Here is a 19,347-nt window from a genome sequence, read left to right as displayed (position 1 = left end):
AAACAGATGCATTTGGAAACAAAACTTGTTCAAGCGGGCGTAGGGAAAGACGAAAAGACGGGGGCGGTTAATTTCCCCGTCTACTATTCAACGGCCTATCGCCATCCGACGTTGGGGGAAAGCACAGGGTTTGACTATACGCGAACAGCGAATCCCACACGTGTGGTTCTGGAAGAGGCGATTGCGGCTGCGGAATCAGGCGATGGCGGCTTCGCGTGTGCTTCCGGAATGGCGGCCATCCACACCGTCATGGGCTTGTTTTCCCAAGGCGATCATTTGATTGTCTCACTAGACTTGTACGGGGGGACATATCGACTGTTTGAACAGGTTTTGTCCCGTTACGGATTGACGTTCTCGTATGTAGATTTGCGTGACTTGGCAGAGCTGGAATCAGCTGTGAAGCCTGAAACCAAAGCCATTTTTGTGGAGACACCGACAAACCCGCTGATTCAGATTACGGATATTGGAGAAGTGGCGCTGCTTGCAAAACGGCACGGTCTCTTGACCATCGTAGACAACACGTTCATGACTCCCTATTGTCAACGCCCACTTGAACTGGGAGCAGATATCGTTCTGCATAGCGCGACCAAGTATCTCGGTGGACACAATGATGTGCTGGCAGGTCTGATCGTAACAAAAGGGCAAGAGTTATCGGAAAAAATCCGTTTTTTGCACAATTCCATCGGAGCGGTTTTAGGTCCACAGGACAGCTGGCTTCTGCTTCGGGGGATGAAGACTCTGGCACTGCGCATGGAACGCCATCAATCCAATGCCTTTGCCGTGGCGAACAAGCTGAAAGAGCATCCAGCCGTAACGGAAGTCTTTTATCCTGGGCTGGTGGATCATCCGGGACACGAGGTGCAGGTGAAGCAGTCGAGTGGATTTAGTGGCATGGTTTCCTTCCGGGTACGCTCAGCGGATCAGGTGAAGCCGTTTTTGAAGCATTTGCAAATCGTATCCTTTGCAGAAAGTCTGGGTGGGGTTGAATCGTTGTGTACATATCCGGCGACGCAGACACATGCGGACATCCCACTGGAGATTCGCGAGTATGTAGGGGTATGCGACCGTCTTCTCCGCCTGTCTGTAGGCATTGAGCATCCGGATGACCTGATTGCAGACTTGTGCCAGGCGCTGGATGCGAGCTTGACGGTTGGGGGGAGTGTACGATGAATTTTGCAACCAGAGTGCTGCATGGCACATCGTGCTTTGATCCGGCTACAGGCGCGTCGTCGGTACCGATTTACCAGGCTTCTACGTTTCATCAGGCTGATTTGGATCAGCCAGGCAAATTCGATTATGCACGGTCCGGCAATCCGACTCGCGAAGCCTTGGAACAGGCGATTGCAGGTCTAGAGGGCGGAGAGAGAGGCTTCGCTTTTGCTTCCGGTATGGCTGCAATTTCCAGCGTGTTCATGCTTTTTTCCGCTGGAGATCATGTCGTCGTAGCAGAGGATGTCTACGGCGGCACATTCCGCTTCTTGACGAGAGTGCTGTCCCGCATGGGGATCACTGTCACGTTCGTCGATTCTACGCAGACAGAAGCCGTCAGGGCTGCGATCCAGCCGACGACGAAGGGCATCTATTTGGAGACACCGTCCAATCCAACGCTGAAGGTGACAGATCTATCGGCTGTGTGTCAAATTGGGAAAGAAAACGGGTTGTTGGTCATCGTGGATAACACATTTTTGACCCCGTATTATCAGCGCCCGCTGGAGCTGGGGGCAGATATTGTCATTCACAGCGCGACAAAATTTATCGGGGGTCACAGTGATGTCGTAGCTGGTTTGGCTGTTACACGCGATGCAGCGCTGGGAGAGCAGCTCTACTTTATACAAAACGGCATGGGGGCGATTCTCGGCGTACAGGACTGCTGGCTGGTCATGCGCGGTCTGAAAACATTAAAAGCGCGTCTGGATGTCAGCACCCGTACGGCAGAAAAAATCGCGCATTGGCTCCAGGCACACCCTGCCGTCACGCGCGTCTATTACACGGGCTTGGCTGAGCATCCTGGCCATGAGATCCAGGAAGCGCAAGCCAGTGGTCATGGTGCGGTGCTTTCCTTTGACGTAGGGAGCCGCGAACGGGCAAAAGCGCTTTTTGATCGGGTGAAGCTGCCGATCGTCGCTGTGAGCCTGGGTGCCGTTGAAACGATTCTCTCCTACCCGGCAGCGATGTCCCATGCTTCGATGCCAGCAGAGGAAAGAGCACAGCGCGGGATTACCGACGGGCTGATCCGTCTATCGGCTGGACTCGAAGATGTGGATGATTTGATTTTGGATCTGCAGCAAGCATTGGACTCCCTGCCTTCTTTGAAGGCGGCGGCGCCATCAGAAAAAGCATTCTCCCGGGCGTAAAAGCCTGGGCGAATGCCTTTTTTTTGCTGCATGCGTTTAAGGTGCACCTGTTCGATTGACGTTGATGTTCTTGTTCCCGGTTGGATGCGAGTTGTTGCTTTTGTTGATGCGCTGCTCATTTTCTTGTGAAGGTGTTTCCTCACGATGGCGTACATCTCGAGGCAGTTGAGGAATGATGCGTCCTACGATATCCGCCAGTTCTTCGGCAAAACCGGAAACAGGATGGCCGCGGCGAATGTCTGCCGTCATTTCCCGGAGGCGCTGGACGATATCAGGGTCAGCCGTTACGACCGCATTTGCCCCCTGAGGATCCTCCTTGAGCGCTTCAGCTACAGTGTACTTGATGATACCCACTTCTGGCCGGTCCAGACTCGCATCCACATCGATACCTACGACGGCAATTTTTCCGATTACGACAGCAGTCGCACCGTTTACCTTTTTCACGCGAGTCGCCAGCTGAACGAGGCGATCCGCTGTCGCTTGCGAGGATTGATTATACGTCGGCTGCGGCGCGGTTTGCTGAACGCGCTGCGTATGGGGCACTTGTTGGTTGGGCGGTGGCGCAGCCTGGTTGGCCGGCGGTTTATTGCCTGACATGCATGCGGTGAGCAACACGCAAATACCAAGGTAGTAGGTAACAGTCCGTTTCACAGGCATTCTCCTTTTCCCAGCAGTTACGAGTATTTTGTTCCAGCCAGCTTGTTTTCATTCTGGGAAAGGTCCGTCTATCTGTGTATCCGTCAACATAAACTGTAGTACATCACGTCGCCGCACCAGAGCATCCCTCCAAAAATTGCATAGGGTATATAAGATGGGTAATAGGAGGCGAGATTTTGAAGAAAATCTACGTACTGGACACCAACGTACTCCTGCAAGATCCACGGGCGATGTTTTCCTTCGCCGACAATGAAATTGTTATACCCGCAGTGGTGTTGGAAGAAATCGATTCCAAAAAGCGGTACATGGATGAAATAGGCCGCAACGCACGGTACGTTTCGCGGCTTTTTGACAGCTTCCGTGAGCTGGGACACTTGCACACAGGGATCACGCTGGAAACGGGCGGGCTCTTCCGAGTGGAGCTGAATCATTCTTCGCTGCATCAGCTGCAAAAACAGTTTACCGAAATGACGAACGACAATCGCATCCTCGCTGTCGCATTGAATCTGCAAGAAGAAGAAAACCTTTCTCCCAACCCCCGCCCCGTCATTCTCGTCAGCAAGGACGCGTTGATGCGTGTCAAGGCAGATGCGCTGAGCCTGACAGCGGAAGACTTCCTTTCTGATCGCGTGGTAGGTGAGTTCTCCAGCATTTATACGGGGTATCAGAAAATGATGGTCGCCTCCGAGATCATTAAATCTTACTATGCGACGCGAAGGCTGCAGCTTGCCTCTTGTTTCCCAAAATACCGGTTTTATCCTCATCAATTCCTGGTATTAAAGGATGAGATCAACCCATCGATATCCGCGATCGGCAAGGTCGATCCAGATGGCAAAACATTGGAGATGCTCGTGTCGGATGACGACCCGATCTGGGGAATACGAGCACGGAATGTTCAGCAGCGAATGGCGACAGAGCTATTGCTTCGAGACGATATCCCGCTGGTCACCATGACTGGCAAGGCCGGAACAGGAAAAACCCTGCTGGCATTGGCCGCAGGACTTTTGCAAATTGAGGATCAGCAAAAATACAAAAAGCTTCTGGTTGCAAGACCGATTGTTCCACTCGGAAAAGACATCGGCTACCTGCCCGGCGAGAAGGAAGAAAAACTGAGGCCGTGGATGCAGCCGATTTACGATAATCTGGAATACTTGTTCAATACGAAACGTCCTGGAGATTTGGATAAAATTTTGGCGGGCATGGGGAGCTTGCAGGTAGAGGCATTGACCTATATTCGGGGGCGCTCTATCCCAGGTCAGTTCATCATTATTGATGAAGCGCAAAACCTGACGAAGCATGAGGTGAAAACGATCCTGACCCGCGTTGGCGATGGCTCTAAAATCGTGCTGATGGGAGACCCGGAACAGATTGACCATCCGTACTTGGATGAGAGCAACAATGGCTTAACCTATGTCGTGGAGCTGTTCAAGGATCAAAAGCTGGCGGGGCACATCAAGCTGGAAAAAGGCGAGCGGAGCGTGCTGGCACAGCTCGCTGCCGATCTTTTGTAAAAAAGGTGTATAGCTTTGGAGAAATGGGATCATAATAGGTTTGTCGAGCCCGATGATTCATGGTTTAAACGGCGTAAAGCCTTGCAGGAGGCGAATATCCGTGGATACACATGAACAAGCAGTCGGCGAAAGTCGCGTTGGTGGAACAGCCTAGATTCTTACGGTAAAGCAAACTCTCTCGTGGAGGTTGAAGTGCCAAAGAGAATAACCGGTAAAACCCCATAAGCAATTGGGCTCGACAAGGACCGCTCCCTTCTTGGGGGCGGTTTCATTTTTGCGGAAAGCGCGGTTAACCCAGGAAAGAAAAAAAGCCCGGATCGTACTCCCGGGCTTTTGCTTTGCAGACATGCCTATTTTCCTGTAGTAGTTGCTTTCTTCAAAGCACCCAGCGCGTTCATATGCATTCCTTCGTGGAACAAGGAGAAAGTAAACAGTTCGCCAATAGTGTTCATGGTTCCTTTGTTACCGAGCTGGAATGGCTGCGACAGCTTTTCATCCAAACGATCAGCAAAGGTTTCTTTGAGACGAGCCTTTTGCTCCTCCAATTGCCCCGCGAGAGTCGCCAAGGAAGGAACGTCGCCTTCCCAGTTTGCAGGCTTGGTGCCTGGTGCAAACAGGGCTGCATAGTTTGCAGGCAAGTTCGGACAGCTTGGGCCGTACATGAAGAAGTCTTGGGTAAACAGGATGTGCCCGAAGTTCCAGCGGATGTTGTTGTTAAAGCCTTCAGGTATGACGTCAGCCACCTCTTCAGAAACACTGTTCAATGCGGACAGGGTGATGTTGCGTACCAGATCGTAAGAATCCCAGATGTAAGAGCTGTTAGACATAGAAAAAACCCCTTTCCTTAAAATGGTGGTATGCGTCCATGTTACCTTAAAATCCGCCCAAGGAAAACGGTTTCGTCCATGATTTTTTGCAAGTTGTCCGCTTTCTCCCATACAAATGTACTAGGGGGTGGAGTGGTGTGGTGAATTTGGACTCATCGATAGCGTTTCTTATTTATGTAACGGCGGTATCCAGTGCAGCAGCAGGGGTAACCGAGGCGTGCAAGTCGGTCGTTCCATTTCTGGCAACGGATTACGAGCCCAAGGAGGATTGCTGGGAGGATGTGAATCAGGCAGCCAGGCTGAATCACTACAAACGCTTTTTCAATCTGCTCATCTCTGTTGTAGCTGCGGGCATCATTTTCGGGGTGATGGGTATAGACCCTGCCCTCATCCTGACTGGAGCAAAGACTGCCTATGTGGAGCATTCGTGGGAGCTGGGAACCTGGATCTGGGGAATCGTAGCCGTGTTTGGCTCGCCATTTTTCGCTTCCCTATTGAAAATTGTAGAGGGCTACAAGCAGAGCATGAATAGCAACCAACCGCCGAATCGCCCGCGGGAAAAAGTGACGGGGCCACGGAGATAACAACGATTCTTGCCGCATAGACAGCAGTGCGGTAAGATAGCGGGGTACATACTGGCGAAAAGGTGGGCGTCATGAAGTATACCCGATATGTTCCAATGATGGTGATGTTCGTATTGGCAGTTCTTTTCCTGCAGGCATGCTCTGGGAATGAATTTGATGCAGAGAATCCAAAAGAGTATGGTGTAGGTGGTGTCTATCTGGGTCAAAACGTCAAGGAAGCAATCGACATTCTAAAGCCGACCAAGGCTGATTTCATGGATATGGTGACGAGGCAGACCTACACGGTGGAACAAATGGCGGCAGGAGAGGGAGACGCCGTCATGGGGATGCTGCTGATCGACCGGACCCAGCTCATTTTGAAAGTGCAGAAGGGCCAGATTCAATCCATCATGCTCAGCGGAGTGCCGCAGGAGGATGCGCAGAAGTTTAAGACGATCAGAGGGCTGGCCATATATGACGCTTCCGAAAAGCTGACCCAATTATACGGGATGGGAACTGGCGAAAAGGAAGTCATCTATCAGGGAAAAAGCTGCAAGGCGAGCTTTGGACTCGCCAATAACCAGGTGGCCTGGATGCGCTTTGACAAACTTTAGAGCGAATGCGAAAGGAGGAAGGTGGTTCGATTAGGAACGCACCTTCCTTTTTTATGCAGTAATCATTTGCGCTTCGAGTGGCTTTATTCTTCTCGATGGATCCATTGCAAAGATACCTGGTAAGCCCGTGCAATCCCTTCCACCAGTTCAGTCAGGGAGCTGTCGATGATGTAGGAAGGAGCGGGAGCCGCAGGGGAGCCGGGAATTTGGCCTACCAGATGTTCTCTCAGCTGTTCGTGCGCTGCCCATCGATCCGGTTCACTACCGAGATTTTCTGGCAGCGTGAACACAGCGATACGATCTGCATAAAGATAAAGATGCTCGTTTTGACTGATGAAGCCTCTGTCCTCCAGCGATTCGATCTTTGCGGTCGAAGGCATGAGGAGAAGAGGGAACACGTCTTTGAGCATATTGGGCTTGCGCAATACTTCTTCCAGCTTGTCGCGCTCGTCCTCGTTTTCCACGATGAAAAGCAATTGATCCCGGTCAAATACATTGACATGATCGCCAATTTTATGTATGACTTGAGCATAGAACCCCGGCAGCTTTCCCGCTGGTATTTGAATTTCTACGCCGTACATAGAACGCATACGTTCCACCACCTAAGAGCTTTTTTCTTATCGTATCAAAAATATAAGGAGGTTCCTATGAGCGAGCAACAACTTTCGATTCAAGTCTTTCCGCTCGGAGATTTTCAAACCAATGCGTATGTTCTCACAAACACGGGTACAGGGGAGACGATCGTCATTGACCCGGGGATGAAGCCCGCGCCCTTGCTGCAAGCTATCAAGAACAAACAGGTGGTAGCGATCCTGCTTACACACGCCCACCTCGATCATATCGGAGGGTTGAATGATGTTCGGGCATTGACTCATGCACCTGTCTACATCCATCCCCTGGAGCAGGATTGGCTGACGGATCCGGATTTGAATGGTTCCAGCCGCTGGAATTTACCCGAGCCGATTGTATGCGAGCGAGCGGAAAAGGAGCTGGCAGACGGACAGACATTGGAGCTTGCGGGCTTCACGATTCAGGTCATGCATACCCCGGGACATTCCCCAGGCAGCTGCTCTTTCGTCATAGGCAGACATTGCTTTGGGGGGGACGTTTTGTTTGCGCAGAGCATTGGACGTACGGACTTGCCAGGCGGGGATTACGAAACACTCATGATCAGCATCCAGGACAAATTGTTCGAGCTCGATGACGATACGATCGTGTATCCGGGACACGGACCGAAAACGACGATTGATTCCGAGAAAAACTTCAATCCTTTCGTGACAGGGTTGTTACGATAAGGCGAAATAGGCCGCTGTTTGGTAGCCTCCTGAGAGGATTTTCGTAGCTGGTGGCGAAAAGGGAAGGGTCACAAAGGAAAAAGGAGACGTATGTATGACTGAAAAATGGTGCCGTTGGGCTGTGATCCTGGCGATTGGCTGTGTAAGCATGACGGGTTGTGTCCCGCCTGTTGCCAATCAGGAAAGACCCTCCACCACTCCTGCTGAAACGGCGGCTCCGACTCTTCCCGTTACGCCTTCAGAGGAACAAACGGCACAGACTGAAAAGCCGGAAGAACCACCTGCTACAACCCCTGTGGAAGAGCCAACCTCCCGCTTTCCCGAACAGCGCCTGACGGTGATGGCTGTGGGGGATATCATGATGCACCAAGAGCAGCTGGATGCCGCTTGGAATCCGGGCAAAAAGGAGTATGACTTTCACTCGTTCTTTACGAATGTGGAGCCGCTTTTTCGGGAGGCAGATTGGGTGATCGGCAACCTCGAGACGACGATGAGCGGCAAGGGAGCTGGATATTCCGGATATCCCATGTTCAATTCGCCGGCTGAACTGGCTACCACGCTAAAGGACGTCGGATTTACTGCCGTATCAACCGCCAATAATCATTCATTGGACCGCAAAGAGCCAGGAGTTTTGAAAACCATCCAGCATCTTGATCAGGCTGGCATTCTGCATACCGGTACTTTTGCCAGTCCGGCAGAGCGGGATGAGCCCTTACTGCTGAAAAAGGATGGGTTTACACTCGCACTGCTGTCGTATACCTACGGAACGAACGGGATTCCGATTCCTGCCGGCAAGCCGTATTTGATCAATCTGATCGATCCTGCGCTGATCAAGAAGGATATCGCCCGGGCACGCGAAAAAGGGGCAGATCTGGTAGCGGTAGCGCTGCATTTTGGAGTAGAGTATCAGCGCCTCCCAAATGAAGCGCAGAAGAAAACGGCAGAGCTGTGTATTCAGTACGGCGCGGATCTGATCCTGGGAGCCCATCCACACGTTGTACAGCCCTATGAATGGAAGACAGTTACCCTGGAGGATGGCAGAGAGCATACAGGCCTGATCGCCTACTCTCTGGGCAATTTCATTTCTGCGCAGCGTTGGGATTACAAGGACGTAGGAGCGATTCTGCGCATGACGCTGCACAAAAACGAAACAGGAGAAGCGTCCATCGAAAGCGCCGAGATGATTCCGACCTACGTGCATTTCTTTCGTAAGGCAGGCAAACGCAATTATGTCATTTATCCCGTTCCCCAGACGTTAGCCAAGCTCGAAAAGGGAGAAAAATATCCGACTCTTACGAAAGACGCCATCGCGTATATGCAACGCCTGGATCAGGAAATGGCTGTGCACGTAAGTACAGTTGTATCAAAGAAAAAAGCCAGCTAAGGGAGCTGGCCTTCTTTCTTTTTCCTATTTGCTGCCAAACCCGAAAGGCAGATTCAAGCGCAAATGAAGCTTTAGCTCCTCGTCTTGCATCGAGATGCCTTCCACTTGAATGTTCGGGGAAATCAATCCGGGGTAGAAGCCGAGATCGTACATTTTCTCCATATCCGCAACAGTGGATGGTGGCAAGGCAAAACCGTCAAAGTACAGCTCGGAGATATGGAACTTCAATTCAGAAGGAGAGACGAGCTCGTACGTGCCGACCAGCCGAAGCTGCATGTGATCGTAAGTACCGTCTACAATCAGTTTGTTGTCCTCAAAGGAAAAGTGGGATTGCTTGAACAGTTCGTCTTTATTCATCAGAAACTGGTTGAAATCATCCTGATTGATGATGAGTGTATGCGAGAAGAGTCCATCTGACTGAATGCGATCGGGCGTGGCGAGCTCAGGCACTTGCACCATGACATCAGCGAGAACGCCGAAAAACGTTTGAAACGCGGGCAGTCCCCGTTTTTGCCAATCAGCGATGAGATGATCCATCAGGGCTTCGACGGTTGTGGGGTCGTCCAGTTTTTGTACGTTTTTCTCTTTTTCAGCCTGAATGGCAAGCATCTCAGACAGCTGCGCTTCGTATTTTTGCCGCAGCTCCTTCAGCTGTGCGAGGCGGTTGTGCTCTTCTTCCTGCATGGTGACTAGCTTGGTTCGTTCGGTCTGATACATTTCCAGCCGCTGCATATCCCGGTCATAAAGAATTTGAATAAAATCAAACATCAATAAAAACTCGTTGAAATTTTCCGCATTGAGCAGCAGTGTCAGAAGATTGGCGCGCTCGCCTGTATAATAGGCCCTCGCCACTTCCCCTGCATGGCGATGCATGGCTTCGATGACCAGCTTCTGTCGTTTCAGATCAAGCTCGAGCTGAGCAATATCTCCTTGGGTCCGTGTCTCCTCTTTTTTGATGAGGGTGAGGGTACGCTCCAATTCTTTTTGAGTAAAATGCTGCTGCAAGATCAGCTGCTCCAAAGAAACGGGCTTCTCCTCCTCGGCGAATACCGTCAGCGGACATACAACTAGGAACAAGATGAGCAGAAATTTGCGCATGATTTCACCTTTTGTATCGTGATGGGAAGCGGTGTACGGGATGAATGCACCTATTCTCTCCACATTGTATGACTTCTTTTCGTATTATAGCCTTATCAGGTTGAATTTGGATAGCAGGAGAAGAGTCTATATGGATCTATATACCGTCATTCACAGGGAAATTGCGAGCCGTTCCGAGAGGGCTATTCCCTTTTCGCGTTACATGGAGCTGGCTTTGTACCATCCGATTTACGGATACTACATGTCGGACAAACCAAAGGTGGGAAAAGACGGCGATTTTTTTACAAGCGCCTCGGTCCATCCTGTGTTCGGAGAAACGCTGGCAGATGTCGTAGCGGATATGTGGCGTATTGCGCAGATGGAAGCGCCTGTCCTCGTCGAGATTGGGGGAGGAACGGGGAGATTGTGCCGCAATATACTCGATCGGCTGCAGCAGGAAGCACCAGACCTGTATCAGGCGATGGAGGTCATTCTCATTGAAACGAGCCCGTATCATCGAAAGCTGCAGGAGGAAGCGCTCATCTCTCATGATGTGCCAAAGCACTGGTATTCTTCTCTCGCCGAAGCTGCGGACAAGCAGTCGATTGAAGGGGTCATCCTGTCAAACGAATGGCTGGATGCTTTTCCCGTGCATATCGTGGAAAAATCAGCACGTGGCTGGCAGGAGGTGTGGGTGAGGAGTCAGGAATCCGGCTTTGGAGAAGAAAAGGGCGCGGTTACACCAGAACTGGCTGCTTTTTTGGAAGAACAGGATTGGAAACTGCCAAATGGAATGCGCCTAGAGATCAATCTGGGCATGGAACAGGCGGCGCGGGACGTAGCACGGCTCCTGAAACGAGGCTTTGCTGTGACCATCGACTACGGAGATCGACAAGAGGATCTGTATCACCCCAGCCGAAAAAATGGAACGCTGATGTGCTACTATCGTCATCAGGCGCACGATAATCCTTTTGCGCATCCAGGAGAAGAGGATATTACGGCTCACGTGAATTTCTCAGCATGGGGAGATTTCGGGGAGCGAGAGGGATTAAAAGAGATCGCCTATCTGCGGCAGGACAAGTTTTTGATCAGGAGCGGTCTGCTGCACAAAGCCGTGGCTCATCAGGACCGAGATCCGTTTACCAGCGTAGCGATGAAACGCAACCGGGCTATCCAGCAGCTGATCGATCCAGCAGGCTTGGGAGGGCGATTTCGCGTCATGGTTCAGTCCAAAGCGATCGAGAATCACACGGGCTTGCGCTTTCTCGAGGAAGTTTGGCGATAAAACAACAAATAAAAAAGATGCTCTGTAGGGAGCATCTTTTTTCGTTAACGTAGAGGAATTTATAAGCGTTTACACTTATAAATTCCGGAGCGCATGGAAACTTTCCGCTAAAACGCGGTCGCTCCACCTTGAGAAGGCAGCGATAGAGGTTTTCTTACAGCATCATTTGAAGCATAGCGTGTTCTCCACCGCCAACTGGCATGATGAAGAATGTGTAGTACGTGAACCCTACAAAAGACAGGAACATAAATCCAAAGAAAATGTTCAGGTACACTCGCTCAGTCAATGCCATGTAGCTCAGTGCTACGAAGAAGGCTGTCAGACCGAAGAAAATCAGCGCCATTGGGTACAAGCCGCCCCAGAAAGACATCAGCGCAATAACGATGGTCCAAAAACCGAGAACGCGATACATACGATCCATCTGTGTCCCCCCTTTTTGCATAGAACGGTAAGATTTACAAGATTCCTTCCCCATTATATAGGACGGGCGAAGGTGTGTAAACGGGAAGGTATGACGGTTTTTTGGCAGATAGGAAAATACAGGGTGTCCAATATCAGTATTGTATCACTGTATAATTACACGATTTGCATCCGCCAATCATGGATTCATCCTCACGTAATTCAATTTTCCCCAAGTACGTTTCAAATATCCCCATTAAAAGAGCGTTATGCATTTGACACACAGAGGCAGGATGCTTCTTCGCAGTTTCCGAGAACGTGCAATTGTTTACACGAAAACGAAGAACACCGTTTGTAAGCGGTTCAATATCCGGTTTCAATCCTTGGGCCACAACCAATCGCTGAATGTGGCTGAGCTTTTCTTCCATAGTAGCAGTCGCAAGCTTCAAGCCACTTTTCGCTACCGCCCGTTTTGCCATCTCCGTGCCGATGCGATATCCCATTTTGATCAATGCGGCTTCGCCTGCCTCGCCGAGCGAAAGTAAGCTCTCAATCGCAATATCGGCAAGCAGCTGATAGTCACGCGGCGGAAACTGTAAGCTTACCACCTGATCGGACAACGAATACAATCGGCTGGGACGTCCTCCCTTACCGCTTTTGTCCGAAACGGCGGAAAGCAAATGAACGTCCTCCAATTTCGTTAAGTGCAACCGAGCCACGTTGGGGTGGATTGAAAAATGTTCGGCTACGTCTGTAACAGTAATCGGGTCTTTGCTATAAGCAACATATTGGTAAATGGAAAAACGGGTGGGGTCAGCTAAAGCGCTGGTTAACTTTTGAGCGTCGCAATCCATGCCAGAACCCCCTTCATAAGCAAATCACCATAAGTGTATCCGATTTTCCTTAGATTGTTAAGGTTGTAGTGTGCAAGAGACGCATATCCGTGCAATTTTTTGCGTCTAGTTTTTAGATTAACTACTATTGACATAGTGTTAATAACACATTTATAATCCGAAGTAAGGAAGGTTTCTTTATTAGCTTACTTTTTGCAAGTAGTTGTTTCCATCAAATGGGAAGAACGAAAGAAATACTTGTTCGCAATGAACGAATTGCATAGATGAGATGGAGGGGTAACCGATGGCAGTTGCTGAACGTACACAGACAAGTAAATTAACGTTTTTCACGTATCCGAGCTGCACATCCTGTCGCAAGGCGAAAGCTTGGCTGGCAGAGAATGGTGTCAACTACGAAGAGCGTCATCTGTTTAAAAATCCGCCGACAGCTGAAGAGCTGCTCGATATTATCAAAATGACGACAAACGGTTTGGATGAAATTCTGTCCACGAGAAGTCAACGCTTTAAAAACCTGGACGTAGATATCAACGACATGTCGGTAAAAGAGCTTTTGGAAATGCTGAGCGAAGAGCCGCAGCTGCTGAAACGTCCGATTTTGACGGATGGGGAAAACCTGATCGTGGGCTTTAACTCATCGGCAATGAAAAGCCTGCTGTCCTAAAACAATCTCAAACGTAATGGAAAAGGGGGAGGCAAGAAGCCGCCTTCTTTTTTTTGAATGATCCTGCATAGCACGATGAGCTTGCGTTTTCTAATCTCCGTAGGATTTTGCGCGAACAGACGGTAAAATAGAAGGTGGGAAACGTCGGAAAAGGATGGGAAACGAGCATGGAAACATTACGTGTAGAGAAGCAGGACGGTGTAGCTACCATTACACTGAATCGACCGGAAGTACATAATGCGATCAGCATGGAGCTGGTGGATGAGCTAACGGCCGTGCTAAAGGATTGCGAAACGGATACCCAGGTAAAAGTATTGATTGTAACGGGAACAGGAAAAAGCTTTGTTTCCGGTGGGGATTTGAATCAGTTTATCGCTGTTCGTGGATATGAACAGTCGTTCCCACTCTTAAACAAAGTAACGGGACTGCTCTCGGCTATCGACCATTTTCCTAAGCCGGTTATCGCAATGGTCAATGGAGCAGCTGTAGGTGGAGGCTGTGAATTTGCCGGTGCGTGCCATTTTCGATTTGCCAGTGATCAAGCGGTTTTTGGTTTCGTCCAAATCAGCATGCATATCACCACAGGCTGGGGCGGAGGAAGCCGCTTGCTGGACAAGCTGCCTGAATCCAAAGCTCTTGCGTTGCTTTTGACAGGCGAGCGAATGAGTGCCCTTGAAGCGAAAGGCTACGGCTTTGTAGATGACGTGTATCCCGGTGAAAAGCTTCAGGAGGAAGTGGAGAAGTTTGCACGGAAAATTGCTGCACAGCCATTGGTAGGGATCGAGGGCTATATGCGCATGCTGCACTGGAAGCGCGAGGGGCTGCCGCAAGCGGAGCGGATCCAGAAAGAAGTGAGCCAATGTGCGGACATATGGGGAACGGATGAACATGTAAGCGTCGTGCAAAAATTTCTGCGTAAACGTTAGGCTGCGAGAGGGTCAGGTTTCTTCCGTTTAAACATTTATTTGCTTGGACATACTTTTTCTAGTAGAAAGCGATTCTACAAGAGTAGGGAAAAGCATAGGATGAAACTACATCATCCTTTTTAAAGGTAACGGGAGGGACTCATATGGTAGCTTCCAGACAAGACGCATGGACCGAAGACGACGATCTAGTGTTGGCGGAAGTCACCTTGCGCCACATTCGCGAAGGCGGCACCCAATTAGCCGCATTTGAAGAAGTGGGTCAAAGGTTGGGAAGGACAGCTGCTGCATGCGGCTTCCGATGGAATAGCTGCGTCCGCAAACGATACGATGCCGCCATCTCTATCGCAAAAAGCCAGCGCCAGCAGTTAAAGAAAATGGGAAGAATCTCCGCACCAGCACCAGCTGTAGTAGCAGAGGTGGAAAGTGTCACTACCCCTCCAGCACGTCAAGCCCCAAGTCCGGTTGAATTCGCCAAGAGTGAGCTGGACGAAGAGCAGCAAATTGAATCCGTTATTCGTATGTTGGTCAATCAAAAAGAGTTGTCTCGTCGTGTCAAGCAACTGGAACGAGAATTAGAAGGAAAAGAATTGGAAATAAAAGAGTTGACAGAAGCAAATGAGCGTGCTAGGAAAGAGCTCGATCAAGTGCAAGGCGTGAACGAAGATTACCGGGCACTCGTACAGATCATGGATCGTGCACGCAAGCTTGCCTTTTTGCAAGAGGAAGATTCCAACAAGGCTATCTTTAAGATGGATGAGAATGGAAATCTGGAGCGTGTGGAGAAGTAAAGCGAGGTCGGATAACGAAATAAAAAAAGAAGCGGGCTTCCACCGCTTCTTTTCTTTTTCCTATGAGGAAGAGCTAGTCTTGCAAGGCAACGTTCTCAGGCAGCCATACATATGGATTTTCGCCACGGTCACGCATGAGATTGTATTTCACAGGAGTAAAGCCCATTTTCAACCAGAATTGATCAGCGCGACAACGGGAGTTTGTTTTGATTGGTGCACCAAAGCTTTTTGCATGGTTAACCAGAGCTGTTCCATAATCTTTGTCGCGGTAATCAGGCAAAACTTCAAGCTTCCACAGCTCGTAGTAATCTTGAGCAGGCTGGAAGTAACGATCATATTTTCCGTCGATTTTGTAGAGGCTCATCCGGGCAACCATCAGATCGTTGTCGTAAATGCCATAAAAAGGAGACTCTGAATCGTTTTCCACGATGTTCGCCTCCAGGTCTTCCTTCATCGAAAGCTCCTCCAGGCCAAATTCGCGAAACTTCTGGAATTCCTCGAGTGTCTTGTAGTTGATTTGTAAACGTTTTACTTCAAACATTGCTCAGCCACTCCTCTCACAGCTCTTGACCTTCAGCCATTTGGCCATTGTCTTTATTATACACCAAGATACGGATAATCGTGGAGTTTTTCTTTCATGAGGGGACTATTTGTCAGGAAATGATTTCGCTTCCTTGGAAATTTTTAAGAATTCAACCTAGATATATATCCACGCTCATGGCAAAATAGAAGGTAGTATCACAAGCTAACCTGGAATCAGCATTGAAAACGCTTTCGGGCTGATCGGGATTAGCGAAAGAGGGGAGAGTTGCTTCCATGCATAAGGTGTTGATTGCGAACCGCGGCGAAATCGCCAGGCGAATTATCCGCACATGCAAATCAGAGAAAGTGGCGACGGTAGCTGTGTACTCGGATGCCGATAAAGATATGCCATTTGTCAGAGAAGCTGATGAAGCAGTGCACATTGGGCCACCTCCTGTCCCTCACAGCTATTTGAATGTCGATGCGATTATCGACGCAGCGAAACGCACAGGAGCAGATGCGATCCATCCCGGCTACGGCTTGCTGTCGGAAAACGAGGGATTTGCCCGCCGCGTGCAGGAGGAAGGAATCACCTTCATCGGGCCAGCACCGGAAGTCATCGGACAGATGGGCGACAAGCTGACAGCCCGCCGCATCATGCAGCAGGCAGGTGTTCCAGTCGTTCCGGGAAGCGAAAACTCGCTCGATACGGTAGACGAAGCGGCAAGCGTAGCTGCGGACATCGGTTATCCCGTCATGTTGAAGGCGAGCGCTGGCGGCGGCGGTATCGGAATGCAGATCTGCCAGGATGAAGCGAGCCTGAGACAGGCGTATCAATCTTTGCGCGGACGTGCGAAGGCGTATTTCGGCAATGACTCCATGTTCGTGGAAAAGTATGTAGAACGTCCTCATCACATCGAGGTACAGATCGCAGGAGACCAGCACGGAAATGTCCTGCATTTGTTGGAGAGAGAGTGCTCCATTCAGCGACGCCATCAAAAGGTGCTGGAGGAAAGCCCTTCTCCATTTCTGGACGAGAAAACTAGAGAGCTGCTTTGCCAGTCCGCTGTCCTCGCAGGAAAAGCTGTCGGGTACACAGGAGTGGGGACGGTAGAATTCATCGTAGACGAGAACAAAAATTTTTACTTTTTGGAAATGAATACACGCTTGCAGGTCGAGCATCCGGTAACAGAAGAAATGACAGGCTTGGACCTGGTTTCGATGCAGCTGGCTATTGCCAATGGGCTGCCAATCGCCATCGTTCAGGATGAAGTAAAAGCATTGCGCCATGCGATCGAGCTGCGTGTATATGCGGAGGATCCCGTGACATTCCTGCCATCGCCAGGGACGATCACCCTGTATCAGCCGCCAGTCATGGAGCATGTACGCATCGATGATGGGGTCGAGAGCAATACGCAGGTCACTCCATTTTACGATCCGATGATTGCCAAAGTGATCATCACGGGCACGACAAGGGATGAGGCAGTAGAAAGAGCGATCCATGCTATGCAGAACTTTCAGATTACCGGGATAAAAACAAACATTCCGTTTTTGTTGGAAGTACTTGCAGACGAGCGCTTCCGCGGAGGGAACTACACGACTTGGTTTGTCCAAGAACGAGCAGCGAATTCAAAGAAATAAGGGAGAGAATGTGACATGAAACAAGTAGCAGCGAACATGGCAGGGACTGTTATCAATGTACTCGTACAAGTCGGAGATGAAATCAGCGCAGGGCAAGACGTGGTCGTATTGGAATCCATGAAGATGGAGGTTCCAGTCCAGGCGGAAGTAGCAGGCAAAGTAGTAGAAGTCAAAGCGAATATCGGCGATTTTGTAAACGAAGGCGATATCCTCGTATCGGTGGAGTAGTTTTTATATTAATTCTAATCTGAGCGCCCGCTTGGCAAGGGAAGGTGCAGGATGAAGATTCAAATCGTGGAAGTGGGTCCACGGGATGGGCTGCAGAATGAAAAAGAAATGGTCTCGACGTCAGCGAAGATTCAGCTGATCGACAAGCTGGCAGCGGCAGGTTTGAAACGAGTAGAGGCGACTTCCTTTGTCAACCCGCGCTGGATCCCTCAGCTCGCCGATGCAGAAGACGTGCTGAAAGGGATCGAGCGGCAAAACAAAGTCACGCACAGCGCCCTCGTCCCGAATCTTCGCGGGATGGAGCGAGCGCGTGAAAGCGGTTTGACCGAAGTCGCGCTGTTCATGTCTGCCTCCGAGACGCATAATTTGAAAAACATCAACAAGTCTATAGAAGATACGTTTCCTGTTTTGCGGCAGGTGGCGCGAGAAGCTTTGGCTCTGGGCATGCGTGTGCGAGGGTACGTATCTACCGTGTTTGGCTGCCCCTACGAAGGCAATGTGCCCATCGACAACAGCCGTCGGGTGACAAATGAGCTGCTCGAGATGGGGGTTTTCGAAGTATCCCTTGGTGATACGATCGGAGTGGCTACGCCCAAGCAAGTACGGGAGGTTATGGAAAAGATTGTGAAAGATACTACGAGCGATCGCTTGGCAGGGCACTTTCATGACACCAGAGGCACGGGCTTGGCGAATGTCCTCGCTGCCTTGGACACGGGTATTCGGACATTTGACAGCTCGATCGGAGGGCTGGGTGGCTGCCCGTATGCTCCCGGTGCAGCTGGGAACATTTCCACCGAGGATCTCGTGTATATGTTGAACGGCATGGAATATGAGACGGGAGTGGACCTGAATCTGCTCCTGGATGCAGGTGCATTTATTCAACAGGAACTGGGACGGGAGCTGCCGTCAAAAGTGTTAAAAGCGCATCTTGCAGCTCAAACCGCCTCATCATCCCATTCAAACCAGGAGGATGGAGCATGACTGTTACTTTGCAGAAAAAAGGCTGCGTCGGGGTTCTGACATTGGAGAGGCCAGAGGTCTTTAACTGCCTCAATAAGGAAAAGCTGGTGATTCTGCGTAAGCTCATCGCAGAAGTGGCGCAGGACCGCGAGATTCGCGTCTTGATTGTGACAGGCTCGGGTGAAAAAGCATTCTGTTCCGGAGCGGATCTGCATGAGCGCCGGTCGATGTCAGAGGAACAGGTACAGGATTACATCCGAACCATTCGTGACACCTTTACAGAGCTGGAGAAACTGCCGAAGCCGGTCATTGCAGCCGTCAATGGTTTGGCTCTGGGAGGCGGGACCGAGCTGGCCCTGGCTTGCGACCTGCGCATCATGAGTGAATCTGCCCAAATGGGGCTGACGGAGACTTCTTTAGGCATCATTCCGGGTGCGGGAGGAACACAGAGGCTTCCAAGGCTGGTCGGCAAGGGGATAGCCAAAGAGCTGATCTTCAGCGCACGTCGTGTCCGTCCGCCAGAAGCCTTGTCGATTGGCTTGGTGAATCGGGTAGTTCCGGCAGAGCAGTTGATGACGACGACCCTCTCGCTGGCAGAAGAGATTGCCGCCAACGCGCCATTGGCTCTGGCTCAAGCCAAATACGCCATGGATAGCGGGCTCGAGGTTGATTTGACTACAGGTTTGCAAATCGAAAGTGACGCCTATCAGCTGCTGATCGCCACCAAAGATCGACTGGAAGGACTGGCAGCCTTTCAACAAAAACGAAAACCGGTATATTGCGGAGAGTAAGAGGAGGAGC

The 19,347-nt window shown here is 50.5% G+C and carries 22 protein-coding genes; 15 read left to right on the top strand and 7 right to left on the bottom strand.

Annotation, left to right across the window (positions count from 1 at the left end):
- Positions 1-6: 6 nt before the first annotated feature.
- Positions 7-1,170 (top strand): aminotransferase class I/II-fold pyridoxal phosphate-dependent enzyme, encoded by a 1,164-nt coding sequence (locus EDM59_RS00560; protein ID WP_122921851.1) that lies wholly within the window; start codon positions 7-9, stop codon positions 1,168-1,170.
- Complete coding sequence (locus tag EDM59_RS00555) at positions 1,167-2,354, top strand: trans-sulfuration enzyme family protein (RefSeq protein WP_122921850.1); 1,188 nt, start codon at positions 1,167-1,169, stop codon at positions 2,352-2,354. The genes EDM59_RS00560 and EDM59_RS00555 overlap by 4 nt, the downstream gene beginning before the upstream one ends.
- 36 nt (positions 2,355-2,390) lie before the next feature.
- Here the strand turns inward: EDM59_RS00555 and EDM59_RS00550 are convergent, their stop codons facing one another.
- On the bottom strand, positions 2,391-3,011 hold the full coding sequence (locus EDM59_RS00550) for a YhcN/YlaJ family sporulation lipoprotein (protein WP_122921849.1): 621 nt from the start codon (positions 3,009-3,011) through the stop codon (positions 2,391-2,393).
- 176 nt (positions 3,012-3,187) lie between these two features.
- Here EDM59_RS00550 and EDM59_RS00545 point away from each other — a divergent pair, with 176 nt between their 5' ends.
- Entirely contained in the window at positions 3,188-4,522 is a 1,335-nt protein-coding gene (locus EDM59_RS00545) for a PhoH family protein (RefSeq protein ID WP_122921848.1), read from the top strand.
- 350 nt (positions 4,523-4,872) lie between these two features.
- Here EDM59_RS00545 and EDM59_RS00535 read toward each other — a convergent pair whose 3' ends face one another.
- Complete coding sequence (locus EDM59_RS00535) at positions 4,873-5,349, bottom strand: DinB family protein (RefSeq protein WP_122921846.1); 477 nt, start codon at positions 5,347-5,349, stop codon at positions 4,873-4,875.
- Between the two features lie 137 nt (positions 5,350-5,486).
- Here EDM59_RS00535 and EDM59_RS00530 point away from each other — a divergent pair, with 137 nt between their 5' ends.
- Together EDM59_RS00530 and EDM59_RS00525 are read left to right on the top strand one after the other, a co-directional pair.
- Positions 5,487-5,933 carry a hypothetical protein gene (locus EDM59_RS00530; RefSeq protein WP_122921845.1) on the top strand — a complete coding sequence of 149 codons (447 nt, stop codon included), beginning with the start codon at positions 5,487-5,489 and terminating at the stop codon, positions 5,931-5,933.
- Positions 5,934-6,004: 71 nt separating this feature from the next.
- Positions 6,005-6,526, top strand: a complete 522-nt coding sequence (locus EDM59_RS00525) for a hypothetical protein (protein WP_122921844.1) — start codon at positions 6,005-6,007, stop codon at positions 6,524-6,526.
- Positions 6,527-6,609: 83 nt separating this feature from the next.
- On the opposite strand, the gene EDM59_RS00520 is transcribed toward EDM59_RS00525, so the two are convergent.
- Complete coding sequence (locus tag EDM59_RS00520; RefSeq protein WP_122921843.1) at positions 6,610-7,116, bottom strand: hypothetical protein; 507 nt, start codon at positions 7,114-7,116, stop codon at positions 6,610-6,612.
- 57 nt (positions 7,117-7,173) lie between these two features.
- Between EDM59_RS00520 and EDM59_RS00515 the strand changes: the two genes are divergently transcribed.
- Positions 7,174-7,821 carry an MBL fold metallo-hydrolase gene (locus tag EDM59_RS00515; protein ID WP_122921842.1) on the top strand — a complete coding sequence of 216 codons (648 nt, stop codon included), beginning with the start codon at positions 7,174-7,176 and terminating at the stop codon, positions 7,819-7,821.
- Between the two features lie 94 nt (positions 7,822-7,915).
- A complete protein-coding gene (locus tag EDM59_RS00510) occupies positions 7,916-9,205 on the top strand; it encodes a CapA family protein (RefSeq protein WP_122921841.1) in 1,290 nt (429 codons plus the stop codon).
- Between the two features lie 24 nt (positions 9,206-9,229).
- Here EDM59_RS00510 and EDM59_RS00505 read toward each other — a convergent pair whose 3' ends face one another.
- Complete coding sequence (locus EDM59_RS00505; RefSeq protein ID WP_122921919.1) at positions 9,230-10,303, bottom strand: coiled-coil domain-containing protein; 1,074 nt, start codon at positions 10,301-10,303, stop codon at positions 9,230-9,232.
- 130 nt (positions 10,304-10,433) lie between these two features.
- Between EDM59_RS00505 and EDM59_RS00500 the strand changes: the two genes are divergently transcribed.
- Positions 10,434-11,567 carry a class I SAM-dependent methyltransferase gene (locus tag EDM59_RS00500; protein ID WP_122921840.1) on the top strand — a complete coding sequence of 378 codons (1,134 nt, stop codon included), beginning with the start codon at positions 10,434-10,436 and terminating at the stop codon, positions 11,565-11,567.
- A 154-nt stretch (positions 11,568-11,721) separates the two neighbouring features.
- Here EDM59_RS00500 and EDM59_RS00495 read toward each other — a convergent pair whose 3' ends face one another.
- Together EDM59_RS00495 and EDM59_RS00490 are read right to left on the bottom strand one after the other, a co-directional pair.
- Positions 11,722-11,988, bottom strand: a complete 267-nt coding sequence (locus EDM59_RS00495) for a DUF2626 family protein (protein ID WP_055746684.1) — start codon at positions 11,986-11,988, stop codon at positions 11,722-11,724.
- Positions 11,989-12,121: 133 nt separating this feature from the next.
- A complete protein-coding gene (locus tag EDM59_RS00490; RefSeq protein WP_122921839.1) occupies positions 12,122-12,820 on the bottom strand; it encodes a helix-turn-helix transcriptional regulator in 699 nt (232 codons plus the stop codon).
- A gap of 283 nt (positions 12,821-13,103) precedes the next feature.
- Here EDM59_RS00490 and EDM59_RS00485 point away from each other — a divergent pair, with 283 nt between their 5' ends.
- The 3 genes from EDM59_RS00485 (at position 13,104) to EDM59_RS00475 (ending at position 15,195) form a co-directional block, all read left to right on the top strand.
- On the top strand, positions 13,104-13,481 hold the full coding sequence (locus EDM59_RS00485; protein ID WP_092267736.1) for a Spx/MgsR family RNA polymerase-binding regulatory protein: 378 nt from the start codon (positions 13,104-13,106) through the stop codon (positions 13,479-13,481).
- A gap of 167 nt (positions 13,482-13,648) precedes the next feature.
- On the top strand, positions 13,649-14,407 hold the full coding sequence (locus EDM59_RS00480; RefSeq protein ID WP_122921838.1) for an enoyl-CoA hydratase/isomerase family protein: 759 nt from the start codon (positions 13,649-13,651) through the stop codon (positions 14,405-14,407).
- Positions 14,408-14,550: 143 nt separating this feature from the next.
- Positions 14,551-15,195: an RsfA family transcriptional regulator gene (locus tag EDM59_RS00475; RefSeq protein WP_122921837.1), complete on the top strand. Its 645-nt coding sequence runs from the start codon at positions 14,551-14,553 to the stop codon at positions 15,193-15,195.
- Between the two features lie 73 nt (positions 15,196-15,268).
- Here EDM59_RS00475 and EDM59_RS00470 read toward each other — a convergent pair whose 3' ends face one another.
- Positions 15,269-15,736, bottom strand: coding sequence for an N-acetyltransferase (locus EDM59_RS00470; RefSeq protein ID WP_092267738.1), 468 nt, complete (start codon positions 15,734-15,736; stop codon positions 15,269-15,271).
- Positions 15,737-16,011: 275 nt separating this feature from the next.
- Here EDM59_RS00470 and EDM59_RS00465 point away from each other — a divergent pair, with 275 nt between their 5' ends.
- Genes EDM59_RS00465 through EDM59_RS00450 form a run of 4 tightly spaced genes read left to right on the top strand, consistent with a single transcriptional unit; the run spans position 16,012 to position 19,337 of the window.
- Positions 16,012-17,358, top strand: a complete 1,347-nt coding sequence (locus EDM59_RS00465; RefSeq protein WP_122921836.1) for an acetyl-CoA carboxylase biotin carboxylase subunit — start codon at positions 16,012-16,014, stop codon at positions 17,356-17,358.
- 15 nt (positions 17,359-17,373) lie between these two features.
- A complete protein-coding gene (locus EDM59_RS00460; protein ID WP_092267740.1) occupies positions 17,374-17,586 on the top strand; it encodes an acetyl-CoA carboxylase biotin carboxyl carrier protein subunit in 213 nt (70 codons plus the stop codon).
- Between the two features lie 51 nt (positions 17,587-17,637).
- Positions 17,638-18,567, top strand: coding sequence for a hydroxymethylglutaryl-CoA lyase (locus EDM59_RS00455; RefSeq protein ID WP_122921835.1), 930 nt, complete (start codon positions 17,638-17,640; stop codon positions 18,565-18,567).
- Positions 18,564-19,337 carry an enoyl-CoA hydratase-related protein gene (locus tag EDM59_RS00450; protein ID WP_122921834.1) on the top strand — a complete coding sequence of 258 codons (774 nt, stop codon included), beginning with the start codon at positions 18,564-18,566 and terminating at the stop codon, positions 19,335-19,337. Before EDM59_RS00455 ends, EDM59_RS00450 begins: the two co-directional genes overlap by 4 nt.
- The last annotated feature ends 10 nt before the right edge of the window (positions 19,338-19,347 follow it).

This window comes from Brevibacillus nitrificans (genome assembly GCF_003710965.1).
GTDB lineage: Bacteria > Bacillota > Bacilli > Brevibacillales > Brevibacillaceae > Brevibacillus > Brevibacillus centrosporus.
This window is presented reverse-complemented; position numbering and strand designations above follow the sequence as displayed.